The sequence below is a fragment of the Aliamphritea ceti genome (assembly GCF_024347215.1).
Lineage (GTDB): Bacteria > Pseudomonadota > Gammaproteobacteria > Pseudomonadales > Balneatricaceae > Amphritea > Amphritea ceti.
Map to the genome: position 1 here is coordinate 5,037,848 of NZ_AP025282.1, position 26,439 is coordinate 5,064,286.

Consider the following 26,439-nt stretch of genomic DNA (forward strand, 5'->3'; position numbering starts at 1 on the left):
GCCTATCTAGCCACCAAAGGAAGCTCTATGTGCACACAGGCTCACCGCTTTCGCCAGATTTGTGCATTATTGTTTACTTTGCTCTTCAGTACTTTCAATTTTGCTGAAACCCCAGCAATGACAATCGCTTACGCGGATTATCAGCCTTATAGTTTTGCAGAGAAGGAAACAGCTCGGGGCATAGAAATAGATGTTCTTAATGAAGCTCTGAACCGTCGAATGCATATCCCAGTGGTACACAGCATACTGCCCTGGAAGCGCGTCCAGAAGTACGTTAAAAGTGGCGAGATTGATGCCTATGTCGCCGTTGCCACACCTGAACGCTTAAGCTATGCCAACGCCAGCCAGGAAGCCGTAACTTATGGCAGTGTTTCGGCATTTACACAAACTGCAGATACCCGGTTAGATGATACTGATATACTAACATTACAAGATCTGAAACCTTACAGACTGGGTGTTGTTGCCGGAAGCGGCTGGGCGAAACGCAATCTGACGAATCATTTTATTCAGCCGGCCTATTCAACCTCTGCGCTGGCTGAAATGTTGAAACTTAATCGTATCGACATGATTGTCGAGAACCCTTATATCTTCAACTACCATCTGAAACAGTTTGCTGATGATGAATTCAATGTCAGGGAAATACCAATTGCCAATCAGAAGCTATCTCTGGTGCTGTTCATCAACAAGTCATCGCCATACGCAGATATTTTGCCAAGATTTGATGCCACTCTGCGAAAAATGCAGTCAGACGGAACCTTAGAAAAAATAAACGCTAAGTATCGTTAACGTGCCAGATGGTTGATAGCCTGCTCTAAGCCTGCAAGCGTTAACGGGTACATATGGCCGTTCAATTGCTGATTTATCATCTGAGTACTGCGGGTGTATTGCCAATAATCTTCCCGGGCTGGATTTAGCCAGACAGCCTTATCCCAAACATCCAGAATTCGCTGTAACCATACTTGTCCGGCTTCTTCATTCATATGCTCAACACTGCCGTAACGCTCCTGTAATTCATAAGGAGACATAGCTGCATCGCCAACGAAAATTACCCGGTAATCTTTACCATAAGTACGCAAAACTTCGAGAGTAGAAACTGTTTCCTGAAATCGTCGCTGATTATTCTGCCAGAGCTTTTCATAGACACAGTTATGAAAGTAATAATACTCAAGATGTTTGAATTCACTGCGTACGGCCGAAAAGAGTTGCTCACAAATACGGATGTAAGGATCCATAGAACCACCAACATCCAAAAACAACAGTACTTTAGCAGCGTTATGGCGTTCGGGAACCAGTTTGATATCCAGCAAGCCGGCATTATTTGCAGTACTGCGAATAGTATCCGCCAGATCAAGCTCTTCAGCGGCGCCCTCACGTGCAAAACGCCTTAGCTTCCTCAATGCCACCTGAATATTCCGGATACCCAGTGTCTGAGAATCATCGAGATTACGAAACTCACGCTTCTCCCACACTTTTACTGCCCGTTTATGCTGACTCTGACCACCGATACGAACACCTTCCGGATTATAACCGCTATGTCCAAAAGGCGATGTTCCTCCAGTGCCTATCCATTTATTCCCGCCAGCATGGCGTCCTTGTTGATCTTTAAGCCTGTCCTGCAGAGTTTCAAGTAGTTTATCGAGACCGCCAAGCGCTTCTATCTGTTGTTTTTCTTCCGCTGATAAATGCTTAAGAAACTCAGCCTTCAGCCAGTATTCCGGCAACTCAGCTTCAGGAAATAACTGTACGCTCTCAAGGCCCTGAAAATACTTACCAAATGCCTGATCAAATCTGTCGAAATACTTTTCATCTTTAATCAGACACAAACGTGCCAACAGATAAAAATCGTCGAGATCAGCAAACACTACCCGTTTTTGCAGCGCTTCCAGTAATACCAGTAACTCATTCAGACTAACCGGTACTCTGGCTTGCCTCAGCGCAAAGAAGAACTCAATCAGCACAACAGTACTCTCTCCTTAACCGGAGGTTCGACGGGACAGAAAGGCTAACCGTTCCAGCATATGAACATCCTGTTCATTCTTCAGTAGTGCACCATGTAACGGTGGGATAGCCTTACTACTATCTTTACTGTGCAAAATGTCTGCCGAAAGTTTGTCAGCCATCAGCAGTTTCAGCCAGTCAATCAACTCTGACGTTGAAGGTTTTTTCTTCAGGCCATTCAAACCGCGCACCTCAAAGAAAACTTCCAGAGCTTCCTGTACCAGTTGCTTCTCTAAATCAGGAAAATGTACCTGTACGATTTGCTTCATTGTCTGCACATCAGGGAACTGTATGTAATGGAAAAAACAGCGACGCAGAAAAGCATCCGGTAATTCTTTTTCATTATTTGAGGTGATAATGATAATAGGCCGGTGTCGGGCGACTATTGCTTCACCTGTCTCATAAACACTGAATTCCATCTTATCCAGCTCGACCAGTAAATCATTGGGGAACTCAATGTCAGCTTTATCGATCTCATCAATCAGCAATACTACCTGTTCATCTGCTTCAAACGCCTGCCAGAGAATCCCTTTTCTAATATAGTTGCTGATGTCGTGTACCCGTTCATCGCCCAGCTGAGAGTCTCTCAGGCGTGAGACAGCATCATATTCATACAGCCCCTGCTGAGCTTTAGTGGTCGACTTGATATGCCAGCGTAACAACCTTTTGCCAAGTGCTGCTGCAACTTCTTCAGCCAGCATAGTTTTACCCGTACCAGGCTCACCTTTAACCAGTAAGGGCCGCTGTAGTGTAATCGCTGCATTAACTGCCATCTGCAAATCAGATGTTGCTACATATTGCTCTGTCCCTTCAAAGCGCATCACCAGCCCCTCCTTATTCACCTATATCTTCATTCCAGAGTTCAGGCTTAGCGGCAATAAAATCCTGCATAATTTGATAACACTCAGCATCATCTACCAAGGTAAGCTCAACACCCCGGCTACGGACATACTCTTCAGGCCCCTTAAAAGTACGATTTTCACCGACAATCACCTTAGGAATACCATATAAAAGCACCGTGCCGCTGCACATGTCACAGGGGGATAAAGTCGAATACAAAGTTGCACGTTTATAGTCAGCAGCACTCAGCCTACCGGCGTTTTCAAAACAATCCATTTCAGCATGCAACACACAGCTGCCTTTCTGCACCCGCTGGTTATGCCCCCGCGCGACTATCTCGTCATCAATAACTAAAACTGAACCGATGGGAATGCCGCCTTCCGCCAGACCCTGCTTTGCTTCATCGATTGCTGCCTGTAGGAACTTATCCATAATTTATTTTCTCGTTTTAATTCAGTACTCCGTGAGCATACCTAATCATCTAGTAGGAAGACAATTTCACCCTATATTCAAGATCTTCCGACTAACCATAAAGACCTCATGATTTCAGGCTAATAAGGTAAGAAATCTGAAGTAGAGCTCGTATGAACTGAAAAAACTGAATACAGGTGGGCTTGAGCAGCCGAAGATCTGACTTTTCTGCAGACGAAAAAAAAACCCTGCTACAACGTAGCAGGGTTTCTTAAATAGGTGCTTGGCGATGACCTACTCTCACATGGGGAATCCCCACACTACCATCGGCGCTAAGACGTTTCACTTCCGAGTTCGGTAAGGGATCGGGTGGTTCCATCTCGCTATGGTCGCCAAGCAAAAAACTGTAACAATAAAAATCCTGTATGCCTTCTTCAGGCTAATCCGAGTCTTAAGATGATGTACAAACTCTAATCCAACATGCTTTGCAGCAATGTATCTTCATCAATCACTTGATCCGTGTTGTGTAATCACACAACCAAACGCTTTTGGCGTTATATGGTCAAGCCTCACGAGCAATTAGTACTGGTTAGCTCAACGCCTCACAACGCTTACACACCCAGCCTATCAACGTCCTGGTCTTGAACGGCTCTTCAGGGGACTCAAGGTCCCAGTGAGATCTCATCTTGAAGGGGGCTTCCCGCTTAGATGCTTTCAGCGGTTATCCTGTCCGAACATAGCTACCGGGCAATGCCATTGGCATGACAACCCGAACACCAGAGGTTCGTTCACTCCGGTCCTCTCGTACTAGGAGCAACTCTTCTCAAATCTCAAACGTCCACGGCAGATAGGGACCGAACTGTCTCACGACGTTCTAAACCCAGCTCGCGTACCACTTTAAATGGCGAACAGCCATACCCTTGGGACCGGCTTCAGCCCCAGGATGTGATGAGCCGACATCGAGGTGCCAAACACCGCCGTCGATGTGAACTCTTGGGCGGTATCAGCCTGTTATCCCCGGAGTACCTTTTATCCGTTGAGCGATGGCCCTTCCATACAGAACCACCGGATCACTAAGACCTACTTTCGTACCTGCTCGACGTGTCAGTCTCGCAGTCAAGCGCGCTTATGCCTTTATACTCGATGCATGATTTCCGACCATGCTGAGCGCACCTTCGTACTCCTCCGTTACTCTTTAGGAGGAGACCGCCCCAGTCAAACTACCCACCACACAATGTCCGCGATCCCGATAAGGGACCTGCGTTAGAACCTCAATAGTACCAGGCTGGTATTTCAAGATTGGCTCCACTCGAACTAGCGTCCAAGTTTCAAAGCCTCCCAGCTATCCTACACAAGTAATATCAAAGTCCACTGCGAAGCTATAGTAAAGGTTCACGGGGTCTTTCCGTCTAGCCGCGGATATACGGCATCTTAACCGCAATTTCAATTTCACTGAGTCTCGGGTGGAGACAGTGTGGCCATCGTTACGCCATTCGTGCAGGTCGGAACTTACCCGACAAGGAATTTCGCTACCTTAGGACCGTTATAGTTACGGCCGCCGTTTACTTGGGCTTCGATCAAGAGCTTCGCCGAAGCTAACCCCATCAATTAACCTTCAAGCACCGGGCAGGCGTCACACCCTATACGTCCACTTTCGTGTTTGCAGAGTGCTGTGTTTTTAATAAACAGTCGCAGCCACCTAGTATCTTCGACCCCCAACAGCTTAGAGAGCAAGTCTCATCACCGTCAGGGGCGTACCTTCTCCCGAAGTTACGGTACCATTTTGCCTAGTTCCTTCACCCGAGTTCTCTCAAGCGCCTTGGTATTCTCTACCTGACCACCTGTGTCGGTTTGGGGTACGATTTCTTGTTATCTGAAGCTTAGAAGTTTTTCCTGGAAGCATGGCATCAACCACTTCGTCCAAAAGAGGACTCGTCATCGACTCTCAGCCTTAGGGAACCGGATTTTCCTAATTCCCCAGCCTACAGCCTTAAACACGGACAACCAACGCCGTGATGGCCTAGCCTTCTCCGTCACTCCATCGCAATAACAAGAAGTACAGGAATATTAACCTGTTTCCCATCGACTACGCCTTTCGGCCTCGCCTTAGGGGTCGACTCACCCTACCCTGATTAGCATTGGATAGGAACCCTTGGTCTTCCGGCGGGGAGGTTTTTCACCCCCCTTATCGTTACTCATGTCAGCATTCGCACTTCTGATACCTCCAGGATGCCTTACAGCTTTCCCTTCAACGGCTTACAGAACGCTCCTCTACCACGCAAACAAGTTGCGTCCGTAGCTTCGGTGTATGGTTTGAGCCCCGTTATATCTTCCGCGCAGGCCGACTCGACTAGTGAGCTATTACGCTTTCTTTAAAGGGTGGCTGCTTCTAAGCCAACCTCCTAGCTGTCTGAGCCTTCCCACATCGTTTCCCACTTAACCATAACTTTGGGACCTTAGCTGACGGTCTGGGTTGTTTCCCTTTCCACAACGGACGTTAGCACCCGCAGTGTGTCTCCCATAATTGCACTCTACGGTATTCGGAGTTTGCATCGGGTTGGTAAGTCGGGATGACCCCCTAGCCGAAACAGTGCTCTACCCCCGTAGGTGAGATATGAGGCGCTACCTAAATAGCTTTCGAGGAGAACCAGCTATCTCCGAGCTTGATTAGCCTTTCACTCCGATCCACAAGTCATCCGCTGGCTTTTCAACGACAGTCGGTTCGGTCCTCCAGTTGATGTTACTCAACCTTCAACCTGCCCATGGATAGATCGCTCGGTTTCGGGTCTAATCCCAGCAACTACACGCCCTATTAAGACTCGGTTTCCCTACGGCTCCCCTAAACGGTTAACCTTGCTACTGAAATTAAGTCGCTGACCCATTATACAAAAGGTACGCAGTCACGGAACAAGTCCGCTCCCACTGCTTGTACGTACACGGTTTCAGGTTCTATTTCACTCCCCTCACAGGGGTTCTTTTCGCCTTTCCCTCACGGTACTGGTTCACTATCGGTCAGTCAGGAGTATTTAGCCTTGGAGGATGGTCCCCCCATGTTCAGACAGGATATCACGTGTCCCGTCCTACTCGATTTCACTGTGTATAAGTTTTCGTATACGGGGCTATCACCCACTACGGCCGCACTTTCCAGAGCGTTCTACTAACTACAACACAGCTTAAGGGCTGGTCCCCGTTCGCTCGCCGCTACTAGGGGAATCTCGGTTGATTTCTTTTCCTTCGGGTACTTAGATGTTTCAGTTCCCCGAGTTCGCCTCTCAAGAGCTATGTATTCACTCAAGAGATACCCAGCTTACACTGGGTGGGTTTCCCCATTCGGAAATGTTTGGATCAAAGCCTGTTTACCGACTCCCCAAACCTTATCGCAGGTTACCACGTCCTTCATCGCCTCTGACTGCCAAGGCATCCACCGTGCACGCTTAGTCACTTGACCATATAACCCAAAAGGGTCTGATTCAAAGTGACTGATAAAACTTCATAGCCATCTACTTTATACAAAGTAAATAACGCTGAAGTAACGATACATTTACGCCGGATTAGCGCTTGTACATTTTTTACTTCTTAATTCTCGTTTTTTACAGGATTTAAATTGTTAAAGAGCGTTTAAAGCAAAAAGCTTTAAAAGATAGTCACAACATCGTGAATATTTTTTAAAACTTTCATAAACTTGAGCGATAATGCGATCATTACATCACTGCCAAGCTTTTCTTTATCAAGGCGAAGTAATCCGACACATAGTCTGCCATGTGAGGTATTGCTTCAACGAAGAGAAAGGAAAGGTTGGTAGGCCTGAGTGGACTTGAACCACCGACCTCACCCTTATCAGGGGTGCGCTCTAACCAGCTGAGCTACAAGCCTATGTCTTGGTATAAATACCAATTCGCTCTCTTTACATTCTGATCAGATAATTCGTGTGAACGCTTGCTGAGAATCCGCTATCGTTTAAGGAGGTGATCCAGCCCCAGGTTCCCCTAGGGCTACCTTGTTACGACTTCACCCCAGTCATGAACCACACCGTGGTAACCGCCCTCCCGAAGGTTAAGCTAGCTACTTCTGGTGCAATCCACTCCCATGGTGTGACGGGCGGTGTGTACAAGGCCCGGGAACGTATTCACCGTGACATTCTGATTCACGATTACTAGCGATTCCGACTTCATGGAGTCGAGTTGCAGACTCCAATCCGGACTACGACCGGTTTTGTGAGATTAGCTCCCCCTCGCAGGATTGCAGCCCTCTGTACCGGCCATTGTAGCACGTGTGTAGCCCTACTCGTAAGGGCCATGATGACTTGACGTCGTCCCCACCTTCCTCCGGTTTGTCACCGGCAGTCTCCTTAGAGTTCCCACCCGAAGTGCTGGCAAATAAGGACAAGGGTTGCGCTCGTTACGGGACTTAACCCAACATTTCACAACACGAGCTGACGACAGCCATGCAGCACCTGTCACTGCGTTCCCGAAGGCACATCAGAATCTCTTCCGACTTCGCAGGATTTCAAGAGTAGGTAAGGTTCTTCGCGTTGCGTCGAATTAAACCACATGCTCCACCGCTTGTGCGGGCCCCCGTCAATTCATTTGAGTTTTAACCTTGCGGCCGTACTCCCCAGGCGGTCTACTTAGTGCGTTAGCTGCGCCACTAAGACATCAAGTGTCCCAACGGCTAGTAGACATCGTTTACGGCGTGGACTACCAGGGTATCTAATCCTGTTTGCTCCCCACGCTTTCGCACCTCAGTGTCAGTATCAGACCAGGTAGTCGCCTTCGCCACTGGTGTTCCTTCCTATATCTACGCATTTCACCGCTACACAGGAAATTCCACTACCCTCTTCTGTACTCTAGTTATCCAGTATCAGGTGCAGTTCCTAGGTTGAGCCCAGGGCTTTCACATCTGACTTAAATAACCACCTACGCGCGCTTTACGCCCAGTAATTCCGATTAACGCTCGGACCCTCCGTATTACCGCGGCTGCTGGCACGGAGTTAGCCGGTCCTTCTTCTGCAGTTAACGTCACAGCTAGCAGTTATTAACTACTAACCTTTCCTCACTGCTGAAAGTGCTTTACAACCCTAAGGCCTTCTTCACACACGCGGCATGGCTGCATCAGGCTTGCGCCCATTGTGCAATATTCCCCACTGCTGCCTCCCGTAGGAGTCTGGGCCGTGTCTCAGTCCCAGTGTGGCTGATCATCCTCTCAGACCAGCTACGGATCGTCGCCTTGGTAGGCCATTACCCCACCAACTAGCTAATCCGACGCACGCTCATCTAATAGCGCAAGGCCCGAAGGTCCCCTGCTTTCCCCCGTAGGGCGTATGCGGTATTAATCCAAATTTCTCTGGGCTATCCCCCACTACTAGGCAGATTCGTACGCGTTACTCACCCGTCCGCCGCTCGTCAGCGGGTAGCAAGCTACCCCTGTTACCGCTCGACTTGCATGTGTTAAGCCTGCCGCCAGCGTTCAATCTGAGCCATGATCAAACTCTTCAGTTTAATTTCGACACTGTAAACAGTGTCTTAAATCTAGCTCAAAGTTAAACTAACTTTGTAAATCTCATAAATGAATTCACTAGGTTGCTTATCTTTGATAAAGCTTTTGTGCTTCATCTCAACAAGCGCCCACACGAATTATCTGATCAAATTGTTAAAGAGCGTTGCTTAATCCGTCTCAGCAGTCGGTGTTGACCGTGGCTGCTGTCGTCTCAAGCGAGGTGCGTATTCTACTCAACACCCGGTGGAAGTCAACGCTTATTTTCAGAAGATTTTGAATCATTCCGCAGAATGTTTCAAAACCGGAAAAACAAGCTTTCGTTCCGGTCGAAGCATTTCACTCGAACTTCAAAACAAGCTGTTTATCAGTGAGTTACTTTGTTTCTCATTGTGTCTGCTGTCTGCGTTGCCGCTGTCTTGCGTCTCAATGTGGGGGCGTATTATAGGGACCAACTGAAAAGAGTCAACAGCCTTTTGAGCAATAATTGTAATTAGTTTTTGCGCTGCAAAAATCGCGGCTTTTATCGCTATGCAGATCGCTACATAAACCGCTAACGACAGGCATAAAAAAACGCAGCTATATAAGCTGCGTTTTAATTCATTCTAATCTGTCGAGACTACTTAAGAAGCTTTGTTCTCTTCTTCCTGCTGGATAGCTTCATCCAACTCTTCATCCTGGTCATCGGTGTTACGCGGAATAATGACAGAAAGTATGATCCCTAACTCAAACAACAACCACATTGGCAATGCCAGTAGTGTTTGCGAAATAACATCCGGCGGTGTCAGTAACATTCCCAGTACGAAGCAGCCAACAATGACATATGCACGCTTCGACCGCAGACTTTCAACATCGCTGATACCGGCCCATACAATCAACAGCGTCGCTATCGGGATTTCAAATACGATGCCAAATGCAAAGAAGATCTTCAGGACAAAATTAAGATAACTGCTTATATCCGTCATTACCGCAACATTTTCCGGCCCAACACTGGTAAAGAAGCCGAAGATCAGCGGGAAAACGATAAAGTAAGCAAAAGCTACACCGCAATAGAACAGGAAAATACTTGATGCCAGCAACGGTACTGCAAAACGCTTTTCATGCTTATACAGACCTGGTGCAATGAATCCCCAGATCTGATGCAGAATAAATGGCATCGCTGCAAAGAGAGCAGCAACCAATGTCAGCTTAAATGGCGCAAAGAATGGCGAAGTAACATCCGTCGCTATCATGCTGGTGCCTTCCGGCAACAACCCTGTTAAAGGTTCCGATATGAGCGTGTAAAGGTCATTCGCAAAATAGAACAGACCCAAAAAGATTACCAGGATCACCATCAGGGCACGGAGCAAACGCGTACGCAGCTCTACCAGGTGAGAAACAAAGGTTTGTTCTTGTTCGACTTCCGGCTGATTAGGATCGATCATTACTGGCTGGCTTATCTTCGCTGTTTATGGTCTCAGGCGTTTCAACTTCTGAGACAGGCATTTTGTCGAGTTCGTCATGTGCAGCGCTAATCTCTTTCTGCAAATCAACGTTCGCCTGATCAAACGGCTGACGCATTTCATTCAGCTCCTGATCAAGGTCGTCTTTTTGCATCGCAACCTGGCGACGCATCTCATCAAGACGAAGCTCTTCACTAATTTCTGACTGAATACCGCCAATAGTTCGCCGGGCTTTACCAACCCAAAGGCCGACAGTACGTGCTGCAACCGGCAATTTCTCCGGTCCCAGTACTATGAGGCCAACCACGCCAATAATCAGAAGTTCGGCAAAACCGATATCAAACATTCAGGACTACCTGATTACTTGTCAGACTTAGGTTCTTCAGCCGCTTCTTTTGCTGCAGGCTTATCACCTTCTGCAAAATCAGCATCAGCAGGAATCTGCTTTTTGTCTTCTTCAGCTGCGCCATCGTTCATTGCTTTTTTGAAGCCTTTAACTGCACCACCTAAGTCACCGCCAATATTGCGCAGTTTTTTAGTACCGAACAACAGAACAATGATGACCAGAACGATTGCTAATTGCCAAAGACTAATACCACCTAACATAATATCTACTCCGTTATTGCATTGGCGGCATATCGCCACCCATCAAATGAAAATGCATGTGCCAGACCTCTTGTCCGCCGCCATGTCCAGTATTGGTTACTGTCCTGAATCCTGCATCCAGGCCCTGCTGTTTCGCTATCTTGGGAATGGTGAGCATCAGATGAGCTATCAACTGCTGATCAGCACGTTCAAGATCATATAAATTCTCGATATGCTTCCGCGGTATCACTAACAGATGTACTGCGGCTTTAGGCTGGATATCCCGGAAAGCTATTACCTGCTCATCCTGATATACAATATCTGCGGTCACATCACCTTTAGCGATACGACAAAAAATACAGTCAGCCATTATCTTTGTTGGGACGACTAGCCTTTTCTTCAAGGCCTGACATGTCAAAACGACGTGCCAACTCGTTTACCACCGCTTCCGGACGCTCACCTAGATGCGATAACGCGACCAGTGAATGGAACCACAAATCAGCTACTTCATAGATAACATCTTTGTTATCCCCACTGCTCTGAGCATCTTTAGCAGCCAATATAGATTCAGTCGCCTCTTCGCCTACTTTTTCCAGAATCTTATTCAGACCCTTTGCATGCAAACTTGCCACATACGAACTGTCAGCGGCCGCATCTTTACGTGCTTCTAAGATATCACCTAATTGTGTCAATACGTCGTTCATTACACGGCCTTATTTGTCATAAATCACGTTCGGATCTTTTAGGACAGGTTCTGCAGCAACCCATTCACCGTTTTGCAGGCTCTTATAGAAACAGTGCTGCCGACCCGTATGGCAGGCAATGCCACCAAGTTGCTCGACCTGCATAAGAATCACATCGCTGTCGCAGTCCAGACGCAAATCATGCAACTGCTGAACATGCCCGGACTCTTCGCCTTTGCGCCATAGTTTCTGGCGTGAGCGGGACCAGTAAATCGCACGTTGTTCCGCAATGGTCAGCTGCAGCGCTTCAGCATTCATCCAGGCAACCATCAAAACCTGGCCGGACTTATAATCCTGCGCAATCGCCGGAATCAAACCATCCTGATTCCATTTTATCTCTTTTAGCCAGGTTGTTTGCTGACTATTTGTATCTGAAGCTTGTTCGCTCATTTTCTACTACCTGTGTACGACAGCCGCCAAGCATACCCCATCAACCAGAGGGGTGCTATCCCTCTTATAAGGGTGTATCAGCCACGAATAATCAGTGCTAAACCAGCACCTGTCAGCAACCATCCCAGAGGCGGCAGGCTTGCCACGACAGCCTGAGGTTCCAACAACGTCAAACCGGCACCTGCCAACATCAGAATACCTAATAGTTTAGGCCAGCAACGCTGTGCTTTGCTCGTGGTGTTTTCGCTAACCTGCTGCAATTGCTGCTGACGGCTGCTATCTATCTGTTTAATTTGCTGTAATGCCTCATATGTCAGCTGCGGAAGCTGCGGCATTTTTTCCAGCCAGTCCGGCGCTTGCTGGCGAATATTCTTCCATACGGCCTTAGGCCCCATACGCTCTTTCATCCAGCTTTCAAGAAATGGCTTAGCGGTCTGCCATAAATCCAGGTCTGGATATAACTGACGCCCCAAGCCTTCGATGTTTAATAAAGTTTTCTGTAACAACACTAACTGTGGCTGCACTTCCATATTAAAGCGCCGGGCTGTCTGAAACAGACCCATGAGTACTAAACCAAACGAAATATCTTTCAGCGGTTTCTCAAAAATAGGCTCGCAAACACTGCGTATTGCCGTTTCAAAAGCCACTACATTCGTATCCGAAGGCACCCAGCCTGATTCTATATGCAGCTGAGCAACCATCCGGTAATCACGTTTGAAGAACGCCAGAAAATTGCGCGCCAGATAACTCTGGTCTTCACTACTCAATGAACCAACGATCCCAAAGTCGATGGCAATATACTGTGGGGATGAGGGATTATCCCGGGATACAAAAATATTTCCCGGATGCATGTCGGCATGAAAGAAGCTGTCCCGAAATACCTGAGTAAAGAAGATTTCAACGCCTTGCTCAGCCAGCTTTTTCATATCTGTATTCTGAGCATTAAGTTGATCGACATCGGCAACAGGAATACCGTGAATACGCTCCATTACCAACACATTCTGACGTGTCAGATCCCAGTAGATTTCCGGGACATAAAGAATGGGAGAGCCTTCGAAGTTACGACGAATCTGAGAACAGTTTGCCGCCTCCTTACGTAAGTCTAACTCATCAAAAATGGTGTTTTCATAATCTGCCACCACTTCAACCAGCCGTAAGCGTTTGCCTTCTGCCCAGAGTTTTTCAATCAGATGCGCCAAACTAAAGAGTAGATCCACGTCTTTACGAATGATCTTATCGATACCCGGACGTACAACTTTGACAATGACTTCATCGCCGCTATACATGAGTGCCTGATGCACCTGAGCAACTGATGCCGACGCCATAGGTTCAGCAGAAAACTCCGCGAACAGATTTTCAACGTTGTCGCCTAAAGCACGCTCTATCAAACGTCGGGCTTTATCACCAGCGAACGGCGGCACCTGATCCTGTAGCCGCTTTAACTCTAAGGCAAGATTATCTGGCAGCAGATCCCTTCGGGTAGACAGCATCTGGCCAAATTTAATAAAAATAGGCCCCAGCTCTTCGAGCGCTAAGCGTAACCGCTCGCCTTCGCTGCGTTTGCCAACCGGAATAAAGTAACGCCACAACATGAGCCAAAGCGCTAAACGCACATACCAGCGCAATGGTAGATTTTCAAAGAAGGTATCCAGGCGGTATTTTGCAAACACCCGGGCAATTTTAAGCAGTCGCAGTAATTGTCTCACTGAGGGGCCATGAATATTCAGCTATAGGACGGGACGCCATATTGCACGCTTGATAGGGGAAGGTAAAGGAAAACCCATGAGCCGTGTCAAAGTCAGGCGACTTCAACACGGTTACGGCCATTTTTCTTTGCCGTATACAAAACTTTATCTGCCCGGTTGAAAAGTGACTCGATACTGTCCGCTGCATCTATTTCAGCCACACCGAACGACATCGTGATCGTCACCGACTTACCGTGAAAATTAAACGGACTACTTTCAATACCATGACGAATTTTTTCCACTGCCTGGGCAGCTTCTGCTGACGTTGTAGAAGGCATCAGAATAACAAACTCTTCCCCACCAAAGCGGGTGACAAAATCTGTTGAACGACATTTATTCGTTAAGATGTTTGCCACTAAACGTAATACTTTATCGCCGGCCAAGTGCCCATAGGAATCGTTTACTTTCTTGAAGAAATCTAAGTCGCAAACAACGACAGAGAAAAATTGCTGATAGCGCTTCCAACGCTCAAATTCGGCAGCGATCTTTTCATCGTACGCAGCCCGGTTTGGCAACATAGTTAACGGATCTGTCATTGCTTTAGTGCGCTCTGCTTCTATACGTGCACGCACTTGCATACTCTCAGTTTCCATCTGCTGCAGACGGTCATTCATTGCTACGTAGCGCTCTTCTACAGCCTTTTCACGCGCTTCTTCATGGCTGCGAAAATCATCCATCGACTTAACGATACTCTTGAGCTGGGAAGACACCTGCACTTTCAGCTGATTAATATCACTGCTGTCAGTCACCGCCTGATGAATGGCTTTAACATCACGTCGGATAAGCGTATTCAGCTGATCAGTTTCTTTACCATTCTCAACTTCATCTTTATGGCTGTCGGTCAAAAAGATCTGCACTTCTGACAATTGCGAATTCAGATTCACCAGATAATCTTCAAAGTCACTGCTGCTGCGACTGGCAACACTGACAATCAGCTGCGTTAAGTTCTGAAACACATCCGACATACATTTAAGGTTTATTCCCTGGCGAATCTGCTTAATCAGCGCTTTAGCATCTGCCTGATCAGATTTAGGGATATAGAGACTTTTAACTAAGGTGACCAATTCCATTTCAACCTGCTTACACAGATCATTTAACTCATCATCGCTCTCGGTACCGAGAGAAACAGGCGTTGCTACAGGTATACTGTCGGCACTGTTCAACAACGGCTTTTGCAGTTCCAGCAGATCTTTCATGACGCCCGGCAAAGCAGCTTTACGTTCAACCGCCTGAGGAATCATCTCGCCAATATTGTCTAACTGCGCATTATTCTGATCCGCAGCCAGATTATCGTTAATCTGCCGTAACCACTCACGCAGGACCTTCAGTAAATCGCCGTCAGTTTTCTGCTGCGCCTGGTCAACACCGCGTAATTCTTTATCAACCGAATCTAAAGCGACCTGATACGTTTCAGTTTGCTGATTAGCTTTCAGTTCTTCTGTCAGCTGCAGTAAAGCAGTATCCAGTTTTGGTGTGACACCTGTTAAGTGCACAGCCATTTGAGTAGTCAGACGACTCAGAGAACGGTCATCCAATTGCTTCTGCAACTCGTCCATTTCAAGGGCGAGTTCTTTGTATTTATCTTTCCACTCATTCTGCTTGTTTGACATCCGACTACCTACCAGAACCGATCAGTAGCCGCTATGGTATACTCTCGCCTCTACTGTCGCCATAGATTGCCACTCGCTTTGGGAGGCTAAAATATAAAAAACCCCGCACATGGCGAGGTTTAAATAAGCGTTTGAAACAGTACCCGCTATAAACTTAACTGCCTTGGGCAGTACGTTCCTTTTCAAGCAAGTATTCAACTACTTTTAGCATGTTGGCGTGGCTGCCTGCAGTTCCCGTTGTTACACGATACTTACCGTTAACAATCAGAGTCGGCACACCTTCAATACCGTAGCTTGCCAGCTTAGACGCACCAATGTTCAGCTTCATATTGGTTGCAAATGAGTCATACATCTTCTTAAATTTTTCTGGGTCAACACCCAGATTTGCATAGAACTCTGCCAGGTCATCGGCATTTTTAAAACGACGACGCTCCTGATGGATACCGTTGAAAGTCGCCTGATGAGTTTTATCCAGAGTCTTCAATAATTCAGAAGAATAGTACGCGCGTGCCATTGGCTCCCATGAACGGCTAAACACCACCGGAATACGAACAAAATTCACATCAGCAGGCTGACGCTCTACCCATGGTTCTAAAAGTGGCTCGAAGTTATTACAGTGCGGGCACAGGTAGCCGAATGCCTCTACAACCTCAAAGCGTTTAGCATCGGTTGTTTTTACCGGAGTATCCAGCTTTTCGTAATGCACACCTTCAGTAAATTCTGCGGCATGCGTAATTAACGGGCTAACCGCCAACAGCAGTACGGCACAGATTCTCTTCCACATGATCAACTCTCCAAGTAACGCCCTGAAAGGCATAAACATTTATCTTCGTTTCTGGGACTCATAAAACGTTCATGAGTTCCCCGGCGCCAACAAAAAAGGTAGCCGAAGCTACCTTTAATATCTATTTCTGTGCTCAGAAGCAGTCGGCTTAGTGCAGACCCTGAATATAGCTGGAAACAGCTTTAATCTCTTCTTCACTCAGCTTAGAAGCAATATCCTGCATCATACCGGAAGGATCATTGTTACGCGCACCGCTGGCAAATGCTTTCAGCTGCTTAGCAGTATAGTCTGCGTGCTGACCGCCAATTTGCGGGAAACCTGCAGAAGCATTACCGCTACCTGTTGGCAGGTGACATGCTGTACAAGCGGCAACACCTTTAGCCTGAACACCGGCACGATAAATATCACGACCAGCATTCACCAATTCAGGAGACGCGCTGCCTACCTGAACGTTTTTAGAAGCAAAGTATGCAGCGATATCTTCCATATCCTGATCGCTCAGGTTGGTTAGCATACCTGTCATTTCAACAACCTGACGGGTACCGGCTTTGATTTCCTGCATCTGCTTCAGCAGGTAGCGTTCGTTCTGGCCTGCCAGTTTTGGGAAATTGGCAACGGCACTGTTACCGTCAGCACCGTGACAAGCGGCACAAATTGCAGTTTTGGCTTGACCTGCAGCAGCATCACCTGCTGCCTGAGCAACACCTGTGATACCAACACTTACCAGTAAGGCGATCAGTAGTTTATTCATCAACCTAGACTCTTGCTATTATTTGCTAACGGCATCCGCCATGTCCCTCACACAGACATAACTGAGCTACCTCACCAATCCCGGACTAGAGTTATCGCCTAGCCACAGGTAGAATTTCGGCGGCATTATAACCTAATATCCACACAAACTGGAACGATTTAGCCGGACATTTAGTCGAACGCCACGCATTCTCCGGCAGAAGCAGGTAAAATCCCGCATAATAATGACTTAACGCAAGACTCCAGCAGCGTTCAATTCCGATTTAAGGCAACCGCATGACACAAGCACAAATCCACTATCACCTGTCGCGTTTTAACACCAGCGCCAGTAAGCTCAGCCAGTGTCCTGAAGACAACGGTGCTGAAGTTGCCTTTGCCGGGCGCTCAAACGCTGGTAAATCCAGCGCCCTGAACGCACTGACCAACGCCAAACTTGCCCGTACCAGTAAAACCCCTGGCCGTACTCAGCTGATTAACTTCTTCGATACCAATGTCGAAGATGTTCGCCTGGTAGATTTACCCGGTTATGGTTATGCAAAAGTGCCTATTGCTATGAAAGAGCACTGGCAGAAGCATTTGGACGATTATCTGCAATCACGTGATTGTCTGCGTGGTGTAGTACTAATGGTTGATGTTCGCCATCCGTTAAAAGAATTCGATCAGATGATGATTGACTGGTGTCAGAGCGCGCAGATGCCGTTGCATATTCTGCTCACCAAAGCTGATAAGTTAAAGCGCGGGCCTGCGCAGAACACCTTGCTACAACTGAGTCGCACACTGGATGTTAAGAATGATCCGTTAATCACCATTCAGTTATTTTCTGCGCTGAAGAAAACCGGTGTAGACCAGCTGCGGGAAAGGCTCAGCAATTTGCTGCTGGCTGAAGAAGGTTAAACGAGAAAAACGTTTAACCTAAAAACATAGAGAAGCTCTCAAAAACACAAAGGGGAACGTTCGTTCTTGAGAGCTTCAATGCGTGTTGTCTACGCTCAAGGCCAAACAGAAAAAAACATTAAGGCCTCACATTAAGATTAGTTGAAACACAGAATTTACCCAAATTTTTTGCATGATTTATGATCACCTAAAGATTTGGGTATCCTCAGCGGCGCGTTACTTAATGCGCCTCATCCCAGTTATCACCTGTACCCGCTTCCACCAGCAATGGCACATCCAGATCAGCAGCATTCTCCATTATGGAAACCAGCTGAGCACTCACCTCTGCCACCTGCGCTTCAGGGACTTCCAGAATCAGTTCATCGTGTACCTGCATGATCATCCGCACACCGTTATCGCTGCTCAGCAACCAGTCATCGACTTTAACCATCGCACGCTTGATGATATCGGCTGCCGTGCCCTGCATCGGTGCATTGATAGCGGTTCGTTCAGCAGCCTGACGGCGCATACCGTTACTGGCTTTAATTTCCGGTAAGTACAGGCGGCGTCCAAACAAGGTTTCAACATAGCCGTTCTCTGCAGCCTTCATACGCACATCATCCATATAATGCTGCACGCCCGGGTACGTCGCAAAATAATGGTCGATATACTTCTGTGCTTCGTTACGGCCTATTCCCAATTGCTTAGCTAAGCCAAAAGCGGACATGCCATAAATCAGACCAAAGTTAATCGCTTTCGCACTGCGACGCTGATCGATGCTCACCTGATCCAGTCCAACCCCAAACACTTCAGCGGCTGTAGCTTTGTGAATGTCTTCACCATGGGCAAACGCATTCAGCAAACCTTTGTCCTGTGACAAATGCGCCATGATCCGTAATTCGATTTGCGAGTAATCCGCTGCTACCAGCTTATAGCCTTCCGGCGCAATGAATGCCTGACGAATCCGGCGGCCTTCCTGGCTTCGAATCGGAATATTCTGCAGGTTAGGATCTGTCGAAGACAAACGCCCTGTCGCCGTGACCGCTTGATGATACGAGGTATGAATACGCCTAGTACCCGGATCGACCATCAACGGCAGCTTGTCAGTATAAGTACTCTTCAGCTTACTCAGGCCCCGGTGTTCAATAATCAGCTTCGGCAACGGATAATCCAGCGCCAGCTCCTGCAGGACTTCTTCGGCAGTAGAAGGAGCGCCTTTAGGTGTCTTCTTAATCACTGGCAGCTTTTGCTGCTCAAACAGGATTTCCTGTAACTGCTTCGGTGAACTTAAATTGAAAGGCGCACCGGCAAGCTCATGCGCTTCCGTTTCCAGCTCCTGCAGACGCTTACCATGGTCCATGCTCTGCTGTGCCAACTGATTAACATCCACCAGCGCACCCTGACGCTCCATACGGGCTAATACAGGTACTAATGGCAGCTCTATTTCAGTAAAGACCTTCTGCAAACTGGCTTCATGCTCAAGCTTCGCCGCCAGCGTCTGGTGCAAACGCAGCGTAATATCCGCATCTTCAGCCGCGTATGGCGCGGCCTGTTCCAGATCAATCTGGTTGAAGGTCAGCTGTTTTTTACCTTTACCGGCAATATCTTCAAACTTAACCGTTTTAACACCCAGATACGCATCCGCCATGCTATCCATATTGTGTCGAGTAGCGGTTGAATTCAGTGCATAGGACTCAAGCATGGTATCGAATGCAACACCGCGTAATTCGATGTCATACCGAGCCAGCACGTTCATGTCGTACTTCAGATGCTGCCCGACTTTTTTATGCTCGTCACTTTCCAGTAAAGGCTTCATCTGAGCCAGAACGGCATCCCGGTCAAGCTGTACCGGCACGCCCATATAGTCATGAGCCAGCGGAACATAAGCCGCTTTACCGGGTTCTACTGCGAATGACAGGCCGATCAGATTCGCCTGCATATAGTTAAGGCTGTCAGTCTCAGTATCGAAGGCGAATAGCTCAGCGTCTTCCAAAGTTTTAAGCCAGCTGTCTAGCTGTTCCTGCTCAAGTAGCGTTTCATAAACAATTTCAGCAGGTGCGGCAATCACGTCTTCCCCTGCGAGAGACACCGCAGCACTGTCGCCGCCTTCTTCCAACTCCAGAATCCAGGATTTGAATTCACAGGCTTTAAATAACTCCGCTAAAGCCTCTTTATCAGTGACCGGTACCGGAATTTCATCAATCGCGGTATCCAGCTCCAGGTCAGTCTTAATGGTTGCCAGCAAATATGAGAGATCAGCAGAGTCTTTATGTTGCTCAAGCTTAGCTGCCATACTTTTTGAACCACGGAAGCCCAGGTCAGCAATTTTATCGAGATTCTCGTACAGGTCCGCAATGCTGCCGATCCCCTGTAACAGTGCCAATGCAGTTTTTTCGCCGACACCCGGCACACCTGGAATGTTATCGACTTTATCGCCCATCAACGCCAGATAATCGATAATCAGTTCCGGCGGAATACCAAACTTTTCCTCAACACCGGCCCGGTCCATATAGGTATCGGTCATGGTATTGATCAGTGCAACATGCTCATCTACCAGCTGCGCCATATCTTTATCGCCGGTCGAAATAATCGTCGCCTGTTGCTGCGCACTGGCCTGACGGGCCAGCGTACCGATAACGTCATCCGCTTCAACGCCGGTAACTGCCAGCAACGGAAAGCCCATAGCACGCACAATGTTATGAATCGGCTCAATCTGAGCCCGCAAATCATCCGGCATAGACGGCCGCTGAGCTTTATATTCAGGATATATATCATCTCTGAAAGTCTTACCCTTGGCATCGAAGACAACCGCTACAGGGCTCCCCGGATATTGCTTTATCAGACTGCGCAGCATGCTGGTTACCAGACGCACAGCACCGGTCGGCTCGCCTTGCGAGTTACGCATATCAGCTTGCTGGGAAGCAAAAAAAGCACGGTATAGATAAGATGAACCATCAACGAGGATTAGCGGATTAGAATTGGCCATAGTACTCAGACTTAATCTTCAAACTGTAGATTAAAAAGGCAAAAACCAGATCAGATACCGGCCAGCCCTCATGAAATTGCTTATTCAGCGGGAATAGGCAACATCATATGCCATCTGCCCGGGGTACCCAAGACATAAGCCTGTTGTTAGCAGCAATTTCCTGTCTGTCAGCTACTACTAATGAAATTTAGTTGTCGAGCCAGCAGTGAAGCCTTACTATGCAGCCCACTAAAAATGAGCAAGAATCTTCCGTCTATGGCCGTTTATACCTCTGTCAGCAGCGCTGAACTCGAAACATTCCTTTCCGATTTTGACCTGGGCAAACTGGTCAGCCATCAAGGCATTGACGGCGGTATAGAGAATACAAATTACTTCGTCACCCTGGAGACTGATCAGGGCGAAACAGCAGAGTATGTACTTACTTTGTTTGAAGAACTGACGATGGATGAAATGCCGTATTTCGTCGAACTTACAACCTGGCTGGCAAACAGACAGATTTCTGTCCCGCATCCGATGCAGGACAGAAACGGCATCGCACTAAAATCGTTAAAGCAGCGGCCAACGCTGATCCAACCCCGCTTTGCCGGTGGCCATCTGGCAAGCTTAACTCCGGACCACTGCGCACAAATAGGCAAAGCGCTGGCTCAGTTTCATAAAGCGGGTAATGACTTCTACATGCAGCGTCAGGCCCACCGGGGAGTCTTCTGGTGGCGCCGGGAATCCGCAGCTATTGCCAGTAAACTGACAGCTGAAGATGCCGGCCTGCTACGCACGGAAGTTACGCTATTTGATGAACTTCGGGAACAGCCAAACGACTTACCGATGGGCGTCATTCACGGCGATTTATTTTTCGACAATGCACTGTTCGATGGTGACGCACTAAGCGCCATCATTGACCTCTACAATGCCTGTACCGGTTACCTGCTATATGATCTTGCCATTGTAGCCAATGACTGGTGTGTGAATCCTGACGGCAGCATCGACTCCGAACGGGAAACCGCACTGTTACAGGCCTACGCGAATGAGCGCCCCTTTACTGCCGGCGAACATAAGGCATGGGCACAACTGACCCGCACCGCCGCTATGCGTTTCTGGCTCTCCCGCCTGATACCCTGGCTGGATGAAAACAGCACCCAGAAGCTTAAAGATCCTGATGAACTGAAGCAGATTCTGCTACAACGTATTCAGCATCCCGGGCAGCTCCCGGTATAATAATTCCGATATAAAAAAGGCCATCATTACGATGGCCTTTTTTGATGCAAATACGGCTATTCTTCAAGCGCTTCGGCAAGCGACTCCAGCTCATCCAGCACCGCAATGAAACGCTGCCCGAATGGGGTTACCTCATATTCAACCCGCGGCGGTACTTCCGGATAGCTAATACGTTTCAGAATGCCGAAATCCACATTCTTACGCAGGCATTCATTGAGCACTTTAGTGGTTAACCCTTCGACACTGCGTACCATTTCACCCGGACGATTTATCTCATGTGCCAACAACTGATACACCGTCAGTGACCATTTGCAGCCATAGATAGTTTCCACCATCCGCGCACTGCGTGCTGGAGCCGACTTTTGTGAAAATATTTTATCTTTAGATTTCATCAAACTGTACCGAAAAGTACCTATAGCACCGGTTTGTACTTACTTTTTATCAGCGTCGCTATCCATACACTGAATCCCATACAGAACGGTTCACAGCACCGTCTTAATGTTAATCATTAATCATGGGAAACAATCAAAATGCAAGCCACACAAACAGCATCAGCAATTATCCTCGGCGGTTCCAGCGGCATGGGTCAGGCCATCGCAGAACAGCTAATGGCACAGGGCATCAGCACCTGCATTATCGGCCGTTCCGCACAAAAACTCAGCCAGATAGCTGAACAACATCAAAGCAGCGGTTTACTCTCTACACGTCAGGCTGACCTGTACGATGCCCAAGATGTCGATGACCTGATCAGCGACATCGCCGCCCAGCCACAAGCCATTAAATATTTCGTCAATGCTGCTGGCTACTTCAATCCAAAAGCCTTTCTGGAACATACCCCGGAAGACTATAACCTCTACATGCAACTCAATCAGGCAAGTTTCTTTATTTCACAGGCCGTAGCCCGCAACATGCAGCAGCATGGCGGTGGCAGCATTGTTCATATTGGCTCAATGTGGGCTAAGCAAGCCGTTAAAGCAACGCCCTCATCAGCATACTCAATGGCTAAAGCAGGCCTGCATGCGCTGACACAGCACATGGCAATGGAACTGGCGGATTACCACATCCGGGTAAATGCAGTGTCGCCGGCTGTAGTGGCTACACCTATCTACGAAGCCTTTATCCCTCAGGAAGAAGTCAGCAGTGCCCTGGCTGGCTTTAACAGCTTCCATCCAATAGGCCGTATCGGTCAGCCTGCGGATGTAGCGGAAACAGTTAGCTTTCTACTCAGCGAAAAAAGCAGCTGGGTTACCGGTGCTGTCTGGGATGTAGATGGCGGCGTCATGGCTGGTCGTAACTGATATAACAGACAAAAAAAAACCGCCAGAACTGAGGCTCTGGCGGTCTTTTATACTCGATGCACTAAACCAGTATCATGCTTCGCAAAAAAGGAAGTTCCGGATCAGCTCTTTACCACCTTCAGTCGCAAAAGACTCCGGATGAAACTGAATGCCATAAATCGGATATTCCTTATGCTGCAGCCCCATTACCTCGTACTTAGCAGCAGGGTCCGTAATCAGTGCCGCGAGATCTGCTTCTGACATTTCACCGGCGTCAGCCTGATTCACGACAGCGGTTATCCGCAGGCAATCCGGGAAGCTGCTAACCTCTGCAATCAGTGAATGATAACGCATGATTTCCAGAAAATTAGGAATAGCACGGAATACCGAACTGCCATCGTGCACAATCGGACTGATTTTACCGTGCATAGGCAATGCAGCCTTTACCACCTTACCGCCAAACTGATGCACAATTCCCTGCATACCGAGACATACACCCAACAGCGGAATGGTTTTACCCAGCTCTTCGATCACCTGCGCGCAGATACCAAAATAGCTTTCATCTTCCGGTGTACCCGGACCCGGAGAAACAATAATCCGGTCAGGTGCAGCAGCTTTAATATCTTCCAGCGTCACTTCATCATTACGCTTCACCACCAGCTGAAAATTTTCCAGCCGGCCCTGATGCTGTTCAGCACTAAGAATCTCACCAATATACTGATACAGGTTGTACGTAAAGGAATCGTAATTATCAATAATATAAACTTTCATGCCCGTGCCCCTTACTGCGCTGTATCTTTAACAAATTGATCCAGCACTTTCTTGGTACCGGCAAACTTTCGCTGAATTTCCTGATACTCATCTTCAGGATTAGAGTCGTACACATTGCCACCACAGGTTTGCACGTACGCTTCTTCCTTATTAGCAAATACTGTCCGGATTGGAATCGCAAACGCACAGTCACCATTAAAGGAGAAATGCCCAACCGCACCGCCATACGGGCCTCTGCCGTCAGACTCCAGATCATCAATGATTTTCATCGCTTCGATCTTAGGCGCGCCGGTTAAAGTTCCCGCCGGGAAGTTACTCGCCAGGGCAGAAAACATATCCTGATCCTGAGCAATGATGCCGACAATTTCACTGGAGATATGCTGCACATGGCTAAAGCGTTTTATATCCATCAGGCTACGTACTTTCACCGTACCAAACTGTGCAACCCGGCCAATATCGTTGCGGTGTAAATCCACAATCATATTGTGCTCCGCAATTTCTTTCGGATCATTTAACAGGTTTCGGGCCAGCTCACGGTCTTCCGCTTCGGTCGCACCACGCTTTGCCGTACCCGCCAGCGGGAATGTTTCCATCTCTCCCTGACGTAAGCGGAACAATAGCTCAGGGCTGGCGCCTATCAGTTTCTGATCACCAAACTTCAGGTAATACATCTGCGGTGAAGGATTAACCTCACGCAATTGCTCATAAATATTGATCGTGTCGCCTTTCAGAGTGAAGCGCTTCTTAAAGCCAACTTCCGTCTGGAAGATTTTGCCTTCAATAATGTCCTGCTTCACCTTCATAACCGCTGCGGCGTGCTCTTCGCGACTCATGGTTTCTTCGCCAACCAGAATTTCCAGCTCTCCGTTGCCCGGATACTCAGCATCAATCAGCTGCTGTACCAGATCCAGACGATTATCATCGTAATAGAAGTAGAATATCTCACCGGTCATTTTGTCCAGAATTAGGCCGTCTTTATATAGACCAAACTTAAAAGCATTGAACATATCGCTGCTTTGCAAATTCAGCGTAGGCTCAAAGTAATTCATGCTGTCATAGCCCAGATAGCCGGTCAGACCGCCAGCATATTTGCGGGAAATAACATCCTGAGGAATCAGATCACGAAGTAAGTAGTACGGATTATCACTTGGATACTCTTCTGTCGTACCATCCCGCTCTTGAATAAACAGACTCTTACCTTCTGCCCAAATAAGCTTTTCCGGATCAAAACCAATAATAGAGTGGCGGGAGATGTAGCTTTCTTCCCCCAGAGACTCCAGCATGAAACAAACATCAAACTGTTTATCCAGCTTTTTAAATAACTCAAAAAAGTCGCAACCGGCCCCCATAGGGACGTACTGCGGTTTCCGTGGCAAATTGATCGGCTCGGGCTTACGGGACATAACATTCTCTGAATTCAATAACTGCCTTAATCATCGCGGCAGTCAGGGTTGTATAAGGTTAACGCGCTTTACTGACTATCTTTTAACGCTCTGGAACCGCGGGTAACAGTGGCAATGCCAACACCCAGGGTTTCAGCTATCTGACGCTGCGGTACGCCCTGCTCTAACATCCTGAATATCTGTAAGCGCTTAGTCACTTCAACAAATTCATTAGGTGTGAGCAAATCACGCAATGCCGTCTCCATCGCATCCGGGTTATCAATCTCTAACAGATGACTTGTCAAAGCAGCGACGTATTCTTTTTCAATACTCATAGGAACAACTTTTCATGTACTAGCGAACTAGTATGCTAGTACAGTTAGATTTTCAGTCAAGCATTATTTAAGTTGCCAGCATTTACGGGGCAATCGTTAATGTAAGTATATGCGTTGCAAGATTAAATTTGTGACGCAGATGTTTAGCCCGTTATATAGGCAAACGGATACTCGTGATTCCAGGTAATAGAGTGAGGGGGGAACCCGCTGTATAAAACAACTAATTCATTTGTTCACTTGTCAATAGTAAGTACAAATATCTGTTGACTTATCCACTGTCGGTCTATACGGTGAGCGCAGCTTAAAGAAAGTCTTATTTTTACACTCTCCATCTCGTAGCACCTAGCAGTTCTTCGTCCTGTAGTTTCTAAATCTCATATTTTCATTTCCGCTATTCATGCCTCATGAAGGCACCTTTATATTTATCTACAGGATAGTAAATTATGTCTAATACAGTTACTGGCACCGTAAAATGGTTTAACGAAACTAAAGGTTTTGGTTTTATTGAACAGCAGTCCGGTCCAGATGTTTTCGCACATTTCAGCGCGATCGTTAGCTCAGGCTTCAAAACCCTTGCTGAAGGTCAGGCTGTTGAGTTCACTGTAACTCAAGGCCAAAAAGGCCCACAAGCTGAAAACATCGTCGCAGTTTAATTTATTGCGTCTTTGTTAACCCCGGCGCTGAGCTTATAAAGCTTAGTGCCTGCGTTTTCTTATATTCATAGTAAACATTGCTTACTGTGAACTGCCCGGTTTCAGGGTCACACTGCCTCTTTTTACAACTCCCTGAACTCCAATATATTCTAAGCCGCT

23 protein-coding genes, 1 tRNA gene and 3 rRNA genes are annotated in these 26,439 nt (G+C 47.5%); 5 read left to right on the top strand and 22 right to left on the bottom strand.

Annotated features, from left to right (window positions below; all coding sequences use genetic code 11):
- The first annotated feature begins 27 nt into the window (after positions 1–27).
- A complete protein-coding gene (locus tag OCU49_RS22870) occupies positions 28–786 on the top strand; it encodes a substrate-binding periplasmic protein (protein WP_261842826.1) in 759 nt (252 codons plus the stop codon).
- Here OCU49_RS22870 and OCU49_RS22875 read toward each other — a convergent pair.
- The 17 genes from OCU49_RS22875 to OCU49_RS22955 all read right to left on the bottom strand — a co-directional run bounded on the left by OCU49_RS22875 (position 783) and on the right by OCU49_RS22955 (position 16,792).
- Positions 783–1,958: a vWA domain-containing protein gene (locus OCU49_RS22875; protein ID WP_261842827.1), complete on the bottom strand. Its 1,176-nt coding sequence runs from the start codon at positions 1,956–1,958 to the stop codon at positions 783–785. The two genes, OCU49_RS22870 and OCU49_RS22875, sit on opposite strands and share 4 nt — an antisense overlap.
- Before the next feature lie 15 nt (positions 1,959–1,973).
- Positions 1,974–2,819, bottom strand: a complete 846-nt coding sequence (locus OCU49_RS22880; RefSeq protein ID WP_261845280.1) for an AAA family ATPase — start codon at positions 2,817–2,819, stop codon at positions 1,974–1,976.
- Positions 2,820–2,832: 13 nt separating this feature from the next.
- Positions 2,833–3,270 carry a nucleoside deaminase gene (locus OCU49_RS22885; protein WP_261842828.1) on the bottom strand — a complete coding sequence of 146 codons (438 nt, stop codon included), beginning with the start codon at positions 3,268–3,270 and terminating at the stop codon, positions 2,833–2,835.
- Positions 3,271–3,530: 260 nt separating this feature from the next.
- Positions 3,531–3,646: ribosomal RNA gene (gene rrf, locus OCU49_RS22890) — 5S ribosomal RNA — on the bottom strand.
- A 161-nt stretch (positions 3,647–3,807) separates the two neighbouring features.
- Positions 3,808–6,697: ribosomal RNA gene (locus OCU49_RS22895) — 23S ribosomal RNA — on the bottom strand.
- Positions 6,698–7,045: 348 nt separating this feature from the next.
- Positions 7,046–7,122 (bottom strand) — tRNA-Ile (locus OCU49_RS22900).
- Positions 7,123–7,207: 85 nt separating this feature from the next.
- Positions 7,208–8,747: ribosomal RNA gene (locus OCU49_RS22905) — 16S ribosomal RNA — on the bottom strand.
- The 16S, 23S and 5S rRNA genes sit together here with 1 tRNA gene alongside, the layout of an rRNA operon.
- A 618-nt stretch (positions 8,748–9,365) precedes the next feature.
- Complete coding sequence (gene tatC, locus OCU49_RS22910) at positions 9,366–10,166, bottom strand: twin-arginine translocase subunit TatC (protein WP_261842829.1); 801 nt, start codon at positions 10,164–10,166, stop codon at positions 9,366–9,368.
- Positions 10,153–10,530 carry a Sec-independent protein translocase protein TatB gene (gene tatB, locus OCU49_RS22915; protein WP_261842830.1) on the bottom strand — a complete coding sequence of 126 codons (378 nt, stop codon included), beginning with the start codon at positions 10,528–10,530 and terminating at the stop codon, positions 10,153–10,155. Before tatB ends, tatC begins: the two co-directional genes overlap by 14 nt.
- 14 nt (positions 10,531–10,544) lie before the next feature.
- Entirely contained in the window at positions 10,545–10,790 is a 246-nt protein-coding gene (tatA, locus tag OCU49_RS22920; protein ID WP_261842831.1) for a Sec-independent protein translocase subunit TatA, read from the bottom strand.
- A gap of 13 nt (positions 10,791–10,803) precedes the next feature.
- Entirely contained in the window at positions 10,804–11,139 is a 336-nt protein-coding gene (locus OCU49_RS22925; RefSeq protein WP_261842832.1) for a histidine triad nucleotide-binding protein, read from the bottom strand.
- Positions 11,132–11,473 carry a phosphoribosyl-ATP diphosphatase gene (locus OCU49_RS22930; protein ID WP_261842833.1) on the bottom strand — a complete coding sequence of 114 codons (342 nt, stop codon included), beginning with the start codon at positions 11,471–11,473 and terminating at the stop codon, positions 11,132–11,134. The genes OCU49_RS22925 and OCU49_RS22930 overlap by 8 nt, the downstream gene beginning before the upstream one ends.
- Before the next feature lie 9 nt (positions 11,474–11,482).
- The gene (gene hisI / locus OCU49_RS22935; RefSeq protein WP_261842834.1) at positions 11,483–11,902 is read right to left on the bottom strand and encodes a phosphoribosyl-AMP cyclohydrolase; all 420 of its coding nucleotides are present in this window, start codon (positions 11,900–11,902) and stop codon (positions 11,483–11,485) included.
- 77 nt (positions 11,903–11,979) lie between these two features.
- The gene (gene ubiB, locus OCU49_RS22940; RefSeq protein WP_261842835.1) at positions 11,980–13,608 is read right to left on the bottom strand and encodes a ubiquinone biosynthesis regulatory protein kinase UbiB; all 1,629 of its coding nucleotides are present in this window, start codon (positions 13,606–13,608) and stop codon (positions 11,980–11,982) included.
- Positions 13,609–13,700: 92 nt separating this feature from the next.
- Positions 13,701–15,257, bottom strand: coding sequence for a GGDEF domain-containing protein (locus OCU49_RS22945; protein ID WP_261842836.1), 1,557 nt, complete (start codon positions 15,255–15,257; stop codon positions 13,701–13,703).
- Between the two features lie 154 nt (positions 15,258–15,411).
- A complete protein-coding gene (locus OCU49_RS22950; RefSeq protein ID WP_261842837.1) occupies positions 15,412–16,041 on the bottom strand; it encodes a thiol:disulfide interchange protein DsbA/DsbL in 630 nt (209 codons plus the stop codon).
- A gap of 148 nt (positions 16,042–16,189) precedes the next feature.
- Entirely contained in the window at positions 16,190–16,792 is a 603-nt protein-coding gene (locus tag OCU49_RS22955) for a c-type cytochrome (protein WP_261842838.1), read from the bottom strand.
- 275 nt (positions 16,793–17,067) lie between these two features.
- On the opposite strand from OCU49_RS22955, the gene yihA reads away from it, so the two are divergent.
- Positions 17,068–17,685 carry a ribosome biogenesis GTP-binding protein YihA/YsxC gene (yihA, locus tag OCU49_RS22960; protein ID WP_261842839.1) on the top strand — a complete coding sequence of 206 codons (618 nt, stop codon included), beginning with the start codon at positions 17,068–17,070 and terminating at the stop codon, positions 17,683–17,685.
- Between the two features lie 220 nt (positions 17,686–17,905).
- Here yihA and polA read toward each other — a convergent pair whose 3' ends face one another.
- Positions 17,906–20,650: a DNA polymerase I gene (polA, locus tag OCU49_RS22965; protein ID WP_261842840.1), complete on the bottom strand. Its 2,745-nt coding sequence runs from the start codon at positions 20,648–20,650 to the stop codon at positions 17,906–17,908.
- Positions 20,651–20,884: 234 nt separating this feature from the next.
- On the opposite strand from polA, the gene OCU49_RS22970 reads away from it, so the two are divergent.
- On the top strand, positions 20,885–21,862 hold the full coding sequence (locus OCU49_RS22970; RefSeq protein WP_261842841.1) for a homoserine kinase: 978 nt from the start codon (positions 20,885–20,887) through the stop codon (positions 21,860–21,862).
- Positions 21,863–21,918: 56 nt separating this feature from the next.
- On the opposite strand, the gene OCU49_RS22975 is transcribed toward OCU49_RS22970, so the two are convergent.
- Positions 21,919–22,254 (bottom strand): winged helix-turn-helix transcriptional regulator, encoded by a 336-nt coding sequence (locus tag OCU49_RS22975; protein ID WP_261842842.1) that lies wholly within the window; start codon positions 22,252–22,254, stop codon positions 21,919–21,921.
- Between the two features lie 138 nt (positions 22,255–22,392).
- Between OCU49_RS22975 and OCU49_RS22980 the strand changes: the two genes are divergently transcribed.
- Positions 22,393–23,160 carry an SDR family NAD(P)-dependent oxidoreductase gene (locus OCU49_RS22980; RefSeq protein WP_261842843.1) on the top strand — a complete coding sequence of 256 codons (768 nt, stop codon included), beginning with the start codon at positions 22,393–22,395 and terminating at the stop codon, positions 23,158–23,160.
- 72 nt (positions 23,161–23,232) lie between these two features.
- Here the strand turns inward: OCU49_RS22980 and OCU49_RS22985 are convergent, their stop codons facing one another.
- The 3 genes from OCU49_RS22985 to OCU49_RS22995 form a co-directional block, all read right to left on the bottom strand.
- A complete protein-coding gene (locus tag OCU49_RS22985; protein ID WP_261842844.1) occupies positions 23,233–23,910 on the bottom strand; it encodes an anthranilate synthase component II in 678 nt (225 codons plus the stop codon).
- An 11-nt stretch (positions 23,911–23,921) separates the two neighbouring features.
- Positions 23,922–25,313 carry an anthranilate synthase component I family protein gene (locus OCU49_RS22990; protein ID WP_261842845.1) on the bottom strand — a complete coding sequence of 464 codons (1,392 nt, stop codon included), beginning with the start codon at positions 25,311–25,313 and terminating at the stop codon, positions 23,922–23,924.
- A gap of 68 nt (positions 25,314–25,381) precedes the next feature.
- Positions 25,382–25,627 carry a Trp family transcriptional regulator gene (locus tag OCU49_RS22995; protein ID WP_261842846.1) on the bottom strand — a complete coding sequence of 82 codons (246 nt, stop codon included), beginning with the start codon at positions 25,625–25,627 and terminating at the stop codon, positions 25,382–25,384.
- Between the two features lie 443 nt (positions 25,628–26,070).
- On the opposite strand from OCU49_RS22995, the gene OCU49_RS23000 reads away from it, so the two are divergent.
- Positions 26,071–26,280 (top strand): cold-shock protein, encoded by a 210-nt coding sequence (locus OCU49_RS23000; RefSeq protein ID WP_261842847.1) that lies wholly within the window; start codon positions 26,071–26,073, stop codon positions 26,278–26,280.
- The last annotated feature ends 159 nt before the right edge of the window (positions 26,281–26,439 follow it).